Genomic DNA, 13,548 nt, shown 5'->3' with positions numbered 1-13,548 from the left:
GACCAACCAGCCCGAGACATGCCGTAACCCCTACCACCACGCCGAAGCTGAACTGGAGCGTGGTGGCAGGGGTGCCCCGGTTCTGGGAACTGCAGTCTCCCTGAGCGTGGTGATGACCCGCTGGACTGCGGTCCGGTGGAGAGCCTCTGGCCGGCAGAGAATGTCAACACGCCTGGCGAGCGGTAGATCGTGGATCGGTTTGAGGACGATGCCGCTGCCAGGCGGAGGGGACGCGGTGTAGCGGGGCATCAGCGCGACGGCGGGGCTCGCGGAGACGATCGCGGCTGCGACGAAGAACTCGTTGATCCGGTGCGTGACATTCAGGGGTTTGCCGGCATGGACCGCGATCGCACACAGGGCGGAAACGAGCGGGAACCCGTCCTGAACGGACACCCACTCCTCATCGAGGAGGTCCCTGACACTGACGCTCGGAGCATTCGCGAGCCGATGCCGGCCCGACATGGCGACATCCAGGGGCTCGCGTGCCAGCGGTATGGCCGTGATAGATCCTGGCCACGGCGTACTGTGCTCGAGGCGGTGGGCGATGACCAGGTCGTAGTCGGCGGCAAGGGCAGGAAAGTCGTCCTGCCCTACATCCCGGTCGTGGCACAGCAGCCGCGGGCTTCCTTCCCCGGACAGGGCTTGGAGTAGGGGGCCGAAATAGGTCAGGCCCGCACTGCTGAAGGCGGAAATACTCACCGTCGCGGTGGGATCCTGGAGGTACCCGCTGACAGCCTGCTCGGCGGAACTCATGGCGACACTGATATCCACCGCAGCCCTGGCCAACGCCTGACCGGCACCGGTCAGCACAAGGTTCCGTCCCCGACGTTCAGTCAGGGGAACATCGACCCGACGCTGCAATGCCGTGAGTTGCTGGGACACCGCCGACGCAGAGACGTGAAGGGCTCGTGCCACAGCGGCAAGGCTGCCACGCTCGCCCAACTCCCGGAGTAACCGCAACTGGTGAAGATCCATAAGTGAACGCTAAACCAGTAGTTCACCAAGTGCCCTCTCGTCTTACCGGTCTGTAGCCATGAGACTCAGGGGGTGACCTCCCCATTACTGTTCCACCCACCGGAAACCTCATCACCTCGACGCCGCGCACTCCTTGCTTCCCTTCTTGCTGCGCGCAGAGTGGACCTGCTGCTGCTCCTGGTCGCTATCGTGTGGGGCAGCAGCTATCTGGCAGCGAAAACCCTCACCGATACGCTCGGTGTCACGGTCATCCTCTCCCTGCGTTTTCTCATTACGACCGTGGCGCTGGTGGTGATCTGGCTGGTCTGGAACCGCCACCGGGCCACACGCCGCGAAGCCATGGTCGGCGTCATACTGGGTCTCACCCAGGCGGCCGTGCTCATCCTCGAAACCCATGGGATCGCCGGCACCAGCGCCACGAACGCCGGACTGATCATCAGCCTCGTCATCGTCTTCACCCCCGTCACCGAGAGCATCGCCTTCCGGGTACGACTACCGCGCACGGTCTTCATCGCCGGCGTCATCGCAGTCGTGGGCGTCTGCCTGCTCGTCTCCGGTGACGGATTCGCCACACCCACCCCCGGAGACCTGCTCATGCTCGCCGCAGCGCTCATGCGCTCCATCCACGTCACCGCCGTCTCCACGCTCACCCGGGAGCGCGGCTACAGCGCCCTGACTCTGACCCTGATCCAGAGCGGACTCTGCGCCCTCGTCTACACTCTCGGCGACTACAAGAACGTGCTTCAGGCGGTGCGGGGCTTCGACACGGGCGAATGGATCGGCGTGCTCTACCTCGGCCTGGCGTGCAGCGTGTTCGCATTCCTCGTCCAGACCTGGGCCATCCAGCAGACATCAGCATCCCGGGCCAGCCTCCTCATGGGGACCGAACCCATCTGGGCCGTCCTCATCGGACTCACCATCGGTCAGGAAACACTCACACTCCTCGGCGTCACTGGTGCCGCACTCATCATCACCGGCACCTACCTGGGACTACGAGCCGAAACACGCCACCGAACACCACCAACACCTCACACCGATCCGCCTGACACCGCCTGACACCGCCTGACACCGCCGAAAAGGCTCGCGGTCACTGAAAGGCGCCGGTAGACGCATGACCACTGATTCCCGGTGAGGGAACCTTGGGTTCCTGCGGTGACAGGAGCGGTTGGCACTTCTCGGTGTCGGTCCGGGGGCTGCCATGGAAGACTGCCTGCATGGAAGCCCCGGCGCGCGATCACGACCTCGTCCTCTTCGGCGCTACCGGCTTCGTCGGTGAACTGATCGCCGGATACCTTGCGGACCACGCTCCGGCGGACCTGCGCGTAGGACTCGCGGGGAGGTCGAGGGTGAAGCTCGAGGCGGTGCGGTCCAGGCTGCCCGTCGCTGCACAGGGCTGGGCCCTCATCGAGGCGGACTCGGAGCACCCTGACTCGCTCGCTGCGCTGGCCGCGGGCACCCGCGTGCTCTTCACCACGGTGGGTCCCTACGCGAAGTACGGGCTGCCGGTCGTCGAGGCGTGTGCCCGCGCCGGCACCCACTACGGGGACCTGACGGGCGAGGTGTCTTTCGTCCGTCAGGCCATCGATCGCTGCGACACCCTGGCAAGGACGACCGGTGCTCGGATCGTCCATGGATGCGGCTACGACTCCGTCCCGTCGGACCTCGCGGTGCTCCTCCTGCACCAGGCCGCGGAGGCCGACGGCGCGGGCGGACTGACCGAGGTGCAGCTCGTCGCCAGGGCTAAGGGTGGCTTCAGTGGCGGCACCATCGAGTCGATGCGTGGGCAGCTCGACGGCATGCGGTCGGACCGCGTGCTGCGATCGCTCGCGGCCGATCCCTACTCCCTCAGTCCGGACCGGACGGCGGAGCCCTCGACCCGGCAGCCTGCGGACCTGGGGTGGGTCGGCCGATCGGAGGACGGCCTGTGGACCGCACCCTTCATCATGGCGTCGGTGAACACGCGGATCGTGCGTCGGAGCAACGCACTGCAGGGTTGGGCCTACGGCCGGGCCCTGCGGTACGGCGAGGTGATGGGCATGGGGCGCGGGCCCGTCGGCGCAGTCATCGCCGGAGCGACGGCGCTCGGCCTACGGGTGTTCGGAGCCGCGCTGGCCCTACCTCCCACGAGGAAACTGCTGGACCGCGTCCTTCCGTCGCCCGGGGATGGCCCGAGCGAGGCAGCGCGGCGCTCGGGCTGGTTCCGTTCCCGGGTGACCGCTTCTACGGAGAGCGGCCGGCGGTACCGGGCCGTCGCAGCCGGGCCGGGCGACCCCGGATACGCCGCCACCGCCGTCATGGCCGGGGAGACAGCGCTCTCGCTGGCCCTCGACGGCGCCCGCCTGCCGCCCACCGCAGGATCGCTGACCCCGGCAACCGCCCTCGGCGACGTCCTGGTGGAGCGGCTGCGTGCGGCCGGCCATACCTACGAGGTCGTGTCCCTCACCTGATGTGCTGGGCATGCTGATCCGACCGGCTGGAACTCCTGGTGGGCGCTGCGTGCGGCAACGCGTGGTTGATGATGTGCACGATGCGCGTCGATGTGGAGACCTCGAAACGTGATGAGGCCGTGCACGCGATCGAGCAGGTCTTCGGTTCCATGACCGCCTTCACCGGCCGAGGCACTGGACATCCTCCAGCGGGCCTCCATCACCAGGAATGTGAAACTGCGACCCGGCCACTGCGATCATCAGCAAGGCGGCCCCCTCCGATGCGCCCTGACAACGGCTGATCGGCACTTCCAGAAGCACCCAGGAGGATGATGCGGGAAGCCGTTCGGCCTCATCCCGTCCTACGGCTGTCGTGGCAGGCAAAGCTTGAGCATGAGCACGGGTGATGTTGAAAGTGTGCTGTGCATACTGGACCCACGCCTGAAGGATGTCCCGTGGTTAGTTCGCGGGCTCAGCCGGCCACACCGACGAGCCTCCTCCCCCGAAACCCCGGAATCTCCGGCTCCCATGTCTGGTGTCGAAGCTCATTCTGCTGAGACCGTCGAGTATTTCGTCAACTGCCCGACCGGCGTCGTCGAGCACTACTTCGAATCCCCTGCCCTGCACTGGTCCGATGAGCTGTATCGGATCCACGGGTACGAACGCGGCGAGATCGTCCCCACCCTCGACCTCGGCATCTCCCACTTCGAACCCGGGGATCAGAACGCGGCCAGATCCCTGTGGGAGAGCCTGTTGAGCGTCGGCGGCCCGCGTTCCGCGTACCTGTCCCTGCGGGACGTGAACGGCAAGGTCCGTAAGGTCCTGATCTCAGGCGACTACATCCTTACACGAGGCGAGCACGGCAATGAACCCATCGGCGTGTGGGCCCTGGTCGTGGATCTGACGCACTCCATCCATATGGATACCCACCGCCTGGCGAACGAAGCCGTCGCAGCATCCGCCGTGAAGCGCAGCGTGATCGAGCAGGCCAAGGGTATCCTGATGGCTCGGGGCGGACTGACAGCATCCGAGGCTTTCGACTGGATCAGCCGGCGCAGCCAGGTCTCCAACCGCAAAGTCATCGCCCTCTCCCAGGACATCATCGATCGCACCCACCAGCTCAACCAGCGGAACCAACCCGCATCCCGTGCCCTGGCCCTGCTGGAGCTTCTTCCAACTCCCTAGGAAGTCCTGCCTGCTGATCAGGGGCTTTCCTGCTCGTCATGGGGTTGCGTTCCTGCAGGTGTCACGAGGAGTTCGGCGATGCGGCGTCGATCGATGCTGACGACCTGGAGGGTCGCGCCCTCCACGTCGACCGTGTCTCCCGGTGTCGCGAGCCGGCCGAGGCGGTCGAGGACGTAACCGGCGACCGTATCCCAGGTGCCGCGGGGCAGTTCGATACCGGTGGTCTCGGCGAAGTCCTGCAAGTTCAGTCGCCCGTCCACGACGCCCCCGCCCTCGGTGAGCTTGATGGGTGCGGCATCGGTGTCGTACTCGTCGAAGATCTCGCCCACGACTTCCTCGACGAGGTCCTCCAAGGTGACGATGCCGTCGGTGCCACCGTACTCGTCGATGACGACGGCGATGTGCGTGTTCCGGGCGCGGAGTCTTGTGAGTGTGGGCAGAACACGAGCGGTAGCGGGCAGGTACGGGATCGGCCGGAGGATCTGCGCCAGGGGCGCGCTCCGGTCGTGCGCGGCGGCGTCATACAGGTCCCGCACGTGCACGAAGCCGGTGATGTCGTCGATGGACTGGTCCACGACCGGGTACCGGGAGAACGGCAGTTCCACGATGCGGGAAATCGCCTCACCGACGGTGTCGCTGCTGGGGATGGCGACGACTTCGGGACGGGGACGCATCACTTCGCTGATCTGCCGGTCGCGCAGTGAGAGGACATCGTCCAGGATGCGGCGTTCGTCCTCGGGCAGCCCTTCATGGCTGATGACGATGTCGCGGAGTTCCTCCTCGGTCATCTCTTCGCTCCTGCGGTGCGGGTCGCCTCCGAGCAGACGGACGACGGCGTTCGTCGACACGGACAGCAACCAGATGACCGGACGCATCAGTACCGCGAAACCGTTGAGCACCGGCGCCACCGCATAGGCGAACTGCGCGTTGCGTTGAATCGCCAGGCGTTTCGGCGCGAGTTCACCGAGGACGAGCGAGAGGTAGGCGACAACCAGGGTGAGCAGGATGGTGGCAAGGGTGAGGGCAGCCGGCTCGCCCAGCCCGAGCGACACCAGCAAGGGTGCGACGGAGGGGGCAATCGACGAGGCCCCGTACGCGGCCGACGCGAACCCGGCGACCGTCACTCCGATCTGCACCGCTGACAGGAAGCGGTTCGGATTGCGCGCGAGTGCGGCGACCTTCTCGCCCCGCTTCCCACGCTGTGCTATCGCATTGACCTGACTGTCCCGAAGCGTCACCAGCGCCATCTCCGTCGCGGCGAACACACCACCGATGAGGACGAACACCACGACCAGGGCGATGTTCAACGCCAGGTCACTGTTCATTCGGCCACCTCAGGGGCAGGAGGCCGGCCCGGCCTCCGCCGGGCGCCGGGTCTATCGCAGTCGGACGAGGTGTCAGGGGAACGGCTCATACCTCCACTCTAGGAAAGGGAAGTCACACCGGTCGACCCGAGGCCCGAAAAGGTGCACCGCATGCCTCGGCCGGTGGACGGGACGGACACCGCCCGACGAAGGCGGAGTACGGGTCGGGTCCGGCGGCATGCCGAGCTACATGGCCGCCGCCGTCGTCGTCAACCCGTGGTCGCCGTCCTTCACGTACGCCTCGAGGACGTCACGTGTTCCCGTCCAGGCCTGCGGCCCGTAGCGGTCGTTGTCCACGTGGCGCAGCTGGGCCTCACCACTGAACATGCTGACGAAGTACTGCATCCCCTGCCAGGCGGGGAAGGCCGCCTCCTCGTCCGCTGATACCCGGCGGCCGATCCGGGCCATGCCCGACAGCATTCCCGTGGTGCCGGCCCACTGGGTGGTGAACGGAACGCCGGTGAGCTCGGTCATGATCCGCGCGAGGCCTCGGGCCGTCACGCGGTCCCCCGCCACCTCGACGAAGCGGGGCGCGGCGTCGTCGAGTGCCACGTGCGCAACGGTGCGGGCGACGTCGTCCTTGGTGGTGAAGTCCAGGAGCTGGTCCGGCGAGGACCAGTAGAGGACCTTGTGCCGCTTGAACAGGATCATCGGAGCCTGTCCGGTCAGCATGTCCGCAAAGGCGCCGTTGAGCACGGAGGTGGCGCGGAGCGGCGCGGCATCGAGGGCGGCGGCGAACTCCCGGCGCAACTCGAAGTTGCGGTTGGTGCCGGGGGTGACACGGCGATGATCGGCCGAGTAGTCGGACGGGATGAAGCGTGCCGCGCCGGCCTCGACGGCCGCTGCCAGCAGCGCCCGCTGGGCGTCGAGGATGACGGAGCGCGCGCCGCTGACCGCGGACACGACGACGTCGGCACCGGAGAGGGCATCGACGAGGCCGGCGTGGTCCGTGTAGGCGGCCTCGCGAATCTCCACGCGGCTACGCTCCCCGTACATGGCGTGCGCGGTCCTACCGCCCGGGCGGGTCAGGACACGAACGAAGACTGCGGGGTCGGCGGCGAGCAGGTCGCGGACGATCCGGTGACCGAGGTCACCGGTGGCTCCTGCGACGAGGACGGTGGTCATGATGGGGTGCTCTTCTCTGGAGGGGTGGTGTCACGGACGTCGGCACGACGTCGGCGGGCTGAGAGGTGGGGTGAGGCCACCGGCTGCTCGGTGTCGGCGACGACCCCGATGCACGACTCCACCGCACCGGAGTCCAGGGCGACGCGGGCCATGAGGCGGCGCAGCTGCTCCTGTTCCTCCGGGCTGAGGTTCCTCATCAGCTGGCCTTCCACGCCGCGGAGTGCTGCCCGCGCCGCGCCGAGGAGCGCGCGGCCCTGATCCGTCGGGAGGACCTGACGGACGCGGCGATCCCGTGGATCGGGCCGGCGTTCGACCAGGGACGCACCCTCGAGGGCATCGACCACGTAGACCATCGCCGTCTTGTCGATGCCGAGCCGTTGCGCGAGGACGAGCTGCGACGTCGGCGCCTCGGTCGTGATGGCAACCAGCACCTGGTATCCCCGCGGCCCACCGGGTACGTCCGCGACGGCACCGGTCGCGATCCGCGCAAAACCCTGCGACATCGCCTGCAGCGACCACCCGAGTTCCGTCTCGATGCCCCCGGCATCCCAATCGATGCCGGAGGGCTCCAGGGGCTGGTCCGATGGCGGTGAAGCAGGCATGCCTCGAATCGTACCAACAACAGATCGTCTTCAACAAAAATGATCTGTGATTATGATGATCGATATCGGCTGGTCGGCGTGCCCGACCCCAACCCGAAGGTCGCCATGCCCGACATCCAGCCCTCCATGACCGCCGAACGCTCCTCCGGCGGGGCCCCCGCCATCTCGCCATTTCACCTGCACGTCCCCGAGGTCGAGCTCGAAAACCTCCGCCGCCGCATCCTGTCCACCCGCTGGCCCGACCGCGAGACCGTACCGGACACCTCACAGGGCCCTCGGCTGGAGAAGCTCCAGGCACTCGCTGACCATTGGGCTTCCGCCTACGACTGGCGCCGGGCCGAGGCACTGCTCAACACGTGGGGCCAGTTCACCACCAGCATCGACGGCCTGGACATCCACTTCCTGCACGTCCGATCATCGGTGCCCGGAGCGCGGGCGCTGCTGCTGACCCACGGCTGGCCCGGTTCCGTCCTGGAGTTCCGTCACGTCATCGGGCCCCTGTCGGATCCCGAGGCCTACGGCGGGTCCGCGGCGGACGCGTTCGACGTCGTCATCCCCAGCCTGCCCGGATTCGGCTTCTCCGGTAAGCCCACCGGGACCGGCTGGAACACCCGGCGGACAGCCAGGGCGTGGGCCGTCCTCATGGACCGCCTCGGGTACGCGCGCTGGTTCGCGCAGGGTGGCGACCTCGGGGCGTCCGTCACGGCCGAACTCGCCGCACTGCAGGAGCGTGAGGACCTGGGCCTCGCCGGCATCCACCTGAACATGGCCCTCTTCATGCCCTCCGAGGAGGAGATGCGTTCGGCCTCCGAGGAGGAGCAGGCGATGCTGCAGGAGGGCCAGTACTACTGGCAGACCCTCTCCGCGTACTCGCAGCAGATGTCCACCCGGCCCCAGACCATCGGGTACCCGCTCGCGGACTCGCCCATGGGCCTTGCGGCGTGGATCTACGCGATGTTCCAGGACGTCGGTGGCACCCACGACAGCCACGGGAACGCCGAGGCGCTCTTCAGCCTCGACGAGATGATCGACGACATCATGCTCTACTGGCTCCCCAACACGGCGGCATCGGCTGCGCGCATGTACTGGGAAGCGGGCAGGAACGGCTGGACCAATCCCGGGACGCTCGAGGAACCCCTCACCCTTCCCGTGGGACTCAGCATCATGCCCGGCGAGTACATCCGCCGCTCGCGCCGCTGGGCGGAGCGGCGATACACGAACCTGGTGCACTTCGCCGAGGTGGCGGACGGCGGCCACTTCGCCCTGCTCGAGCAACCCCGGCTCCTCGTCGACGACATCCGGGCCACCTTCCGCTCGCTCTGACGGCCACCAGGGCGGTTACGCCCCGCGGACCGCCCTGGTCCACGTCGCACCGGTCACCATCCACCGGTCGTCGCGGACACGCCACCCGAGCGTGCCTGCTCGCGCGAGCATGTAGCCGACGCCGAAGGCGAGCCACAGCCACACGATCCCCTCGCTACCCGTCAGGTCCGCCAGGCCGACCAGGACCAGCAGCGGCAGGTAGGCCACGAGGTTCACGACGCCGGCGATCGCCAGGTACCGTGCGTCACCGGCTCCGATGAGGACGCCGTCGAGCACGAAGACGAAGCCGCACACCGGCTGGGAGGCCGCGAGTACCCACAGTCCCGCCGCGAACGCCGACTGGACCGCCGGATCCGTGGTGAAGATCCAGCCGACGAAGGGCGCCACGGCGGCGAGCAGGCACCCCGTGATCACCCCGAACCCCACGCCCCGTGTGATCATGCGACGCGTGAGCGCCCTGGCGAGGGGCCGGTTCCCCGAACCCAGTTCCTTCCCGATGAGGGCCTGTGCGGCGATGGCCAGGGCATCCAGTGCGAAGGCGAGGAAGGTGAAGACGGTCATGACGAGCTGGTGCGAAGCGAGGCTCAGGGGGCCCTGTGCCGTGGCCACGAAGACGGTGGCGAGGATGGCCACGCGCAGGGACAGGGTGCGCAGCATGAGCCACGACCCTACGGTCGCAGTGCTCCGGATGCCCTGCAGTGACGGTCTGAGGGGAATCCGTTCCCGCCGGGACGAGCGCGCGATCAGAACGAGGTACACGGCCGCCATGCCCCATTGCGCGAGGCTCGTCCCCAGCGCGGAACCGGCCACCGACATCCCGGCGCCGTAGACGAGCAGGTAGTTCAGCACGATGTTGACGCCGAACCCCGCACCCGCGACAAGGAGCGGAGTGCGGGTGTCCTGCAGTCCGCGCAGCACGCCGGCCGCAGCGAGCACCACCAGCATGGCGGTGAGCCCGGGCATGGACCAGCGGAGGTAGTCGACCGCGAATGCGTGCACGGCGCCCTCGGCGCCCAGGAGCTCGGCCAGCTGGGGCGCCGTCACCCATCCCGCCGCGGACAGGAGGATCCCGAGGACGACGGCGAGGCCCACGCCGTCGCGCCCTGCTGCGAGCGCCTCGGGAAGGCGGCCGGCTCCGAGGAGGCGGGCGACAGCGGGAGTGGTGGAGTAGGCGAGGAAGACCATGAGCCCGACCGCCGTCTGCAGCACCGTGGATGCGAGGCCCACGCCCGCGAGTTCGTCGACACCGAGGTGCCCGACGATCGCCGAATCGGCGAGCAGGAAGAGCGGCTCGGCGATCAGGGCCCCCAGCGCCGGGACGGCGAGCCGCAGGATACTGCGGCTGAGCTGACGATTGCTGGGCAGGGTCTCATGCACCCGACCAGCCTAGGCGTGCCTGTGGCAGGGCCTAAGCTGGGAGGAAGCCCGAACCGCCCGCGAGGACACCCAGGGGAGTCATGAAACTCGGTGTGAAGCAGTATCTGGCAGGACTGGTCCTGCTGTTCATCAGCACCCTCTTCGTTCCACAGGCCGTCTCGGAGTTCGCGCGCGCCGAATCGACGGGTACGCCTGCGCCGGCGGAGGCACCCCTGCTGCTGGCCATCGGGATCCTGATCATCCTGGTCGCCGCGGCCTGCATCGGCTGGGGCTACTGGCTCACGCACCGCAGCGGCGCCCCGCGCAGGTCCAATCCCGAGGACGATCCCGACGAACCGCTGCTCCGTCCTGGGTACGGATCGGACACCCACGGGCGGGAGGCATGGCGCGAGCACCCCCTGCGCCGGCCCGATCACGGTGACGGGCGCTCGTAGGCGCCCCCAGATCGCCAGGGCCGGGGCCATGCGCCCTGCCCTGTCCAGCCCAGGAGGACGGTTTTTTCCTCCTTGTCCGCGGGATCGTCCGCTTCGTACGGTCGTGGGTAGGCCGGGAGGCCGCACGCCGGACAACCGGTCGCATCGAGGAGGATCCGCTCATGACATCGAACACCAGGACAAGGATCCCGGTCGGGGCGCTGGGCCTCGCGCTTCTGCTCGCGGTGGCGGGCTGCACCGACGCCGGACCCACGGATACGGCCTCGAGCGCTCCGGCGCAGGTACAGGGCGACGGGACCGGTACGTCCTCGGCGCAGTCGTCGGAATCATCGTCGGGGTCATCGTCGGGGTCATCCGGCAGCCGTCAGGGTGACATGGGCATCCCGGAGATCGTCGAGGCGGTCCAGCCGTCCGTCGTCACCATCTTCACGGAGGACGGGCTGGGCAGTGGAGTCATCTACACCGAGGACGGGCTCATCCTCACCAACGAGCACGTGATCCGGGGCAACGAGGACGTCGAAGTGGCCTTCGCGGACGGTCAGCGGGTCTCCGGGACAGTCGAAGCGGCGGATGCCGTCTCCGACCTGGCGCTCGTGCGCGCCGACCGCACCGATCTCCCCGCCGCCACCTTCCAGTCCCGCCTGCCCCGCATCGGTGAACTGGCCGTCGTCATCGGCTCCCCCCTCGGGTTCGAGAACACCGCGACGTCCGGCATCATCTCGGGCCTGCACCGCGAGATCCCGGGATCCGCCTCCACGAGCCAGTCGCTCGTCGACCTGATCCAGACCGACGCGGCGATCAGCCCGGGCAATTCCGGAGGCGCCGTCGTGAACGGACGCGGCGAGATCATCGGCATCAGCGAGGCCTACATCCCTCCCGCACAGGGAGCCGTGGCCCTCGGATTCGCCATCCCCGCCCCCACCGCCACCGAGGTGGCCGAGGAACTGCGCGAGGACGGCACGGCGGAGCACGCCTTCATGGGCCTGGCCCCGGGGGCCATCACGCCGCAGATCGCCGAGGAGCTGAACCTCGAGGACACCACGGGCGTGGTGGTCCTCTCGGTCTCGCGGGGCGGACCGGCCGACGACGCCGGGATCCGGCCGGGTGACATCATCACGCGGATCGGCGACGAGGACCTGGCGACACCCGAGGACCTCCTGTCCGCGCTGCGCCAGCGCGATCCGGGCGAGACGGTCTCCGTCGAGACGCGGCGGGGTCCGGAGACGCAGAGCGTGGATGTGCGGCTCGCGGACCGGCCGGCAGCCGAAGGCTGATCCCTTCCACGACACGCAGGCCCACGCCTCCAGGCTCGCTCCCGGTGACGCCCGGTTTCAGAGTCCCCGCGTGGCGGCCAGGATGTCCGAGACCTCGGTGCGCGCCGTGTAGTCGGTGCGGATGTCCGCGAAGCGCACCGTGGCTGCGGCATCGACGACGAGGACGGTCGGGAACGGCACCGCGGCGGTACCGTCCGCATTGCTGTCGGAGACCTCGAAGCCGAGTTCGGTGTGGGCGCGTCGCGCGTCGGGGCTCGGTGAGGTGAGGATACCGAGCGCGGTAGCGAGGGCGTTGGCGGGGTCGGAGAGCACCTCGAAGTCCAGTGCGGCACCCCGGATCGTCGCAGCGGTGCCGTCGGGGCGCTGCGGGCTCACGGCGATGAGCTTGACGCCCTGCTCCGTCAACGCGGGAAGAAGCTCGCGCTGGTACGTCCTGAGGGTGATGTTGCAGTAGGGGCACCACGCACCCCGGTAGAACACGAGCACCGCTGGCGAGGCGGACAGGACGGCCGAGAGCCGGACGTCCTCGCCGGTGGCAGTGAGCAGCATCGCATCCGGCAGTGCATCACCCACGGAGACTGCTCCGGTGGGCGCCCCGGCGGACCGCAGGTCCGGCGGAAGCCACCGTCCGCGCGAACCTCAGATGAGGCTCCACGCCCTCCAGCCCGGATAGACCTCGTGCTGCATCTCCTGCGCGAGGGCCTCGAGGTCGTCCAGATCCTGCCGGGTGAAGTGGCGCGGGTTCGTCGACATGACGCAGAGCGTCCCGACGAGCCACCCACCGGGTCCGCGCAGGGGACAGCCGGCGTAGAAGCGGATGTGCGGCTGCCCCGCCACGAAGGGATGGGCCTGGAAACGCTCGTCCTGCAGGGCGTCGGGCAGGACGAGCGAGCCCGATGACCGGATGGTCGCGTCGCAGAAGGCCTGGGCGCGCTCCAGGTCCTGGTTCGCCTCACCCACGGCCGATTTGATGAACTGCCGATCGTGGGCAATCAGGGCGAGCGTCGCTACCTCGCAGCCGAACCGTTCGGCGGCACGCCGGGTGATCCGGTCGAATCGTTGCTCGGGCTCCGTGTCGAGCAGGTGCAGTTCCCCGAGCGACCGGAGCCGCTCGGATTCTGCCACTTCAGGCTCCAGCAGCATGGTCCCGGCGGCCCCCAATTGGCGGATGGCCTCCGTGGCCGGGCCGTCCTGCAGCACCGGACCGAACGTGCCGGGTGGAACGTCCCCTCCCAGCGCTTCCCGCGCTGCCTCTGCGAGGAGTTCGCACTCGAGGGGCGGGAGGCCGGTGCGTCCCTGGAGGTAGGCGTCGACCTCAGCCTCGGAAAGAGCGCCTCCCAGCGCGAAATACTGGATCCACGCTGCAGCTGTGGTCAGGCCGGCCCGCTGCAAGGCGTCGGCGATGAGCTCGCGCTGGCTCCGCTCGTTCATTGCTCCCCGTTCCCCATGGAATGCGTCTGGAA

General features: G+C 68.4%; 13 protein-coding genes and 1 pseudogene. 6 read left to right on the top strand and 8 right to left on the bottom strand.

The annotated features are described in order from the left end of the window. Positions 1 to 30 precede the first annotated feature (30 nt). Complete coding sequence (locus tag ACIQCY_RS08975; RefSeq protein ID WP_400483575.1) at positions 31 to 753, bottom strand: LysR substrate-binding domain-containing protein; 723 nt, start codon at positions 751 to 753, stop codon at positions 31 to 33. Between the two features lie 48 nt (positions 754 to 801). Then, positions 802 to 975, bottom strand: a pseudogene (locus tag ACIQCY_RS08970) (LysR family transcriptional regulator); the annotation flags it as partial. A gap of 72 nt (positions 976 to 1,047) precedes the next feature. Here ACIQCY_RS08970 and ACIQCY_RS08965 point away from each other — a divergent pair. The 3 genes from ACIQCY_RS08965 to ACIQCY_RS08955 all read left to right on the top strand — a co-directional run bounded on the left by ACIQCY_RS08965 (position 1,048) and on the right by ACIQCY_RS08955 (position 4,586). Continuing rightward, complete coding sequence (locus ACIQCY_RS08965) at positions 1,048 to 2,031, top strand: DMT family transporter (RefSeq protein WP_400483545.1); 984 nt, start codon at positions 1,048 to 1,050, stop codon at positions 2,029 to 2,031. 158 nt (positions 2,032 to 2,189) lie between these two features. Then, positions 2,190 to 3,422 carry a saccharopine dehydrogenase family protein gene (locus tag ACIQCY_RS08960; RefSeq protein ID WP_400483544.1) on the top strand — a complete coding sequence of 411 codons (1,233 nt, stop codon included), beginning with the start codon at positions 2,190 to 2,192 and terminating at the stop codon, positions 3,420 to 3,422. Between the two features lie 507 nt (positions 3,423 to 3,929). Continuing rightward, on the top strand, positions 3,930 to 4,586 hold the full coding sequence (locus tag ACIQCY_RS08955; protein ID WP_400483543.1) for a PAS and ANTAR domain-containing protein: 657 nt from the start codon (positions 3,930 to 3,932) through the stop codon (positions 4,584 to 4,586). A gap of 17 nt (positions 4,587 to 4,603) precedes the next feature. Here the strand turns inward: ACIQCY_RS08955 and ACIQCY_RS08950 are convergent, their stop codons facing one another. From ACIQCY_RS08950 to ACIQCY_RS08940, 3 genes are all read right to left on the bottom strand, one after another. After that, positions 4,604 to 5,911, bottom strand: coding sequence for a hemolysin family protein (locus ACIQCY_RS08950; RefSeq protein WP_400483542.1), 1,308 nt, complete (start codon positions 5,909 to 5,911; stop codon positions 4,604 to 4,606). Between the two features lie 225 nt (positions 5,912 to 6,136). Next, complete coding sequence (locus ACIQCY_RS08945; RefSeq protein ID WP_400483541.1) at positions 6,137 to 7,075, bottom strand: NmrA family NAD(P)-binding protein; 939 nt, start codon at positions 7,073 to 7,075, stop codon at positions 6,137 to 6,139. Next, complete coding sequence (locus tag ACIQCY_RS08940; protein WP_400483540.1) at positions 7,072 to 7,677, bottom strand: MarR family winged helix-turn-helix transcriptional regulator; 606 nt, start codon at positions 7,675 to 7,677, stop codon at positions 7,072 to 7,074. The genes ACIQCY_RS08945 and ACIQCY_RS08940 overlap by 4 nt, the downstream gene beginning before the upstream one ends. A 78-nt stretch (positions 7,678 to 7,755) precedes the next feature. Between ACIQCY_RS08940 and ACIQCY_RS08935 the strand changes: the two genes are divergently transcribed. Next, positions 7,756 to 9,000, top strand: coding sequence for an epoxide hydrolase family protein (locus tag ACIQCY_RS08935; protein WP_400483539.1), 1,245 nt, complete (start codon positions 7,756 to 7,758; stop codon positions 8,998 to 9,000). A 15-nt stretch (positions 9,001 to 9,015) separates the two neighbouring features. Here ACIQCY_RS08935 and ACIQCY_RS08930 read toward each other — a convergent pair whose 3' ends face one another. Continuing rightward, the gene (locus ACIQCY_RS08930; protein WP_400483538.1) at positions 9,016 to 10,377 is read right to left on the bottom strand and encodes an MATE family efflux transporter; all 1,362 of its coding nucleotides are present in this window, start codon (positions 10,375 to 10,377) and stop codon (positions 9,016 to 9,018) included. A gap of 80 nt (positions 10,378 to 10,457) precedes the next feature. On the opposite strand from ACIQCY_RS08930, the gene ACIQCY_RS08925 reads away from it, so the two are divergent. Both ACIQCY_RS08925 and ACIQCY_RS08920 read left to right on the top strand, forming a co-directional pair. After that, entirely contained in the window at positions 10,458 to 10,811 is a 354-nt protein-coding gene (locus ACIQCY_RS08925; protein ID WP_400483537.1) for a hypothetical protein, read from the top strand. A gap of 161 nt (positions 10,812 to 10,972) precedes the next feature. Further along, positions 10,973 to 12,085 (top strand): S1C family serine protease, encoded by a 1,113-nt coding sequence (locus ACIQCY_RS08920; RefSeq protein ID WP_400483536.1) that lies wholly within the window; start codon positions 10,973 to 10,975, stop codon positions 12,083 to 12,085. 57 nt (positions 12,086 to 12,142) lie between these two features. On the opposite strand, the gene ACIQCY_RS08915 is transcribed toward ACIQCY_RS08920, so the two are convergent. Both ACIQCY_RS08915 and ACIQCY_RS08910 read right to left on the bottom strand, forming a co-directional pair. Then, entirely contained in the window at positions 12,143 to 12,658 is a 516-nt protein-coding gene (locus ACIQCY_RS08915) for a peroxiredoxin-like family protein (protein ID WP_400483535.1), read from the bottom strand. A 66-nt stretch (positions 12,659 to 12,724) separates the two neighbouring features. Continuing rightward, the gene (locus tag ACIQCY_RS08910) at positions 12,725 to 13,516 is read right to left on the bottom strand and encodes a GAF domain-containing protein (protein WP_400483534.1); all 792 of its coding nucleotides are present in this window, start codon (positions 13,514 to 13,516) and stop codon (positions 12,725 to 12,727) included. Between the last annotated feature and the right edge of the window lie 32 nt (positions 13,517 to 13,548).

This window comes from Arthrobacter sp. NPDC092385 (assembly GCF_044755105.1).
GTDB lineage: Bacteria > Actinomycetota > Actinomycetes > Actinomycetales > Micrococcaceae > Arthrobacter_D.
Note: the sequence above shows the minus strand (reverse complement) of the source record. Positions and strands in the feature narration are given on the sequence as shown.

Bases quoted from the DNA above. Each gene is read 5' to 3' on its own strand.
- ACIQCY_RS08975 (WP_400483575.1), bottom strand. From the start codon at position 753: ATGAGTTCCGCCGAGCAGGCTGTCAGCGGGTACCTCCAGGATCCCACC.
- ACIQCY_RS08960 (WP_400483544.1), top strand. From the start codon at position 2,190: ATGGAAGCCCCGGCGCGCGATCACGACCTCGTCCTCTTCGGCGCTACC.
- ACIQCY_RS08955 (WP_400483543.1), top strand. From the start codon at position 3,930: ATGTCTGGTGTCGAAGCTCATTCTGCTGAGACCGTCGAGTATTTCGTC.
- ACIQCY_RS08950 (WP_400483542.1), bottom strand. From the start codon at position 5,911: ATGAACAGTGACCTGGCGTTGAACATCGCCCTGGTCGTGGTGTTCGTC.
- ACIQCY_RS08945 (WP_400483541.1), bottom strand. From the start codon at position 7,075: ATGACCACCGTCCTCGTCGCAGGAGCCACCGGTGACCTCGGTCACCGG.
- ACIQCY_RS08940 (WP_400483540.1), bottom strand. From the start codon at position 7,677: ATGCCTGCTTCACCGCCATCGGACCAGCCCCTGGAGCCCTCCGGCATC.
- ACIQCY_RS08925 (WP_400483537.1), top strand. From the start codon at position 10,458: ATGAAACTCGGTGTGAAGCAGTATCTGGCAGGACTGGTCCTGCTGTTC.
- ACIQCY_RS08920 (WP_400483536.1), top strand. From the start codon at position 10,973: ATGACATCGAACACCAGGACAAGGATCCCGGTCGGGGCGCTGGGCCTC.
- ACIQCY_RS08910 (WP_400483534.1), bottom strand. From the start codon at position 13,516: ATGAACGAGCGGAGCCAGCGCGAGCTCATCGCCGACGCCTTGCAGCGG.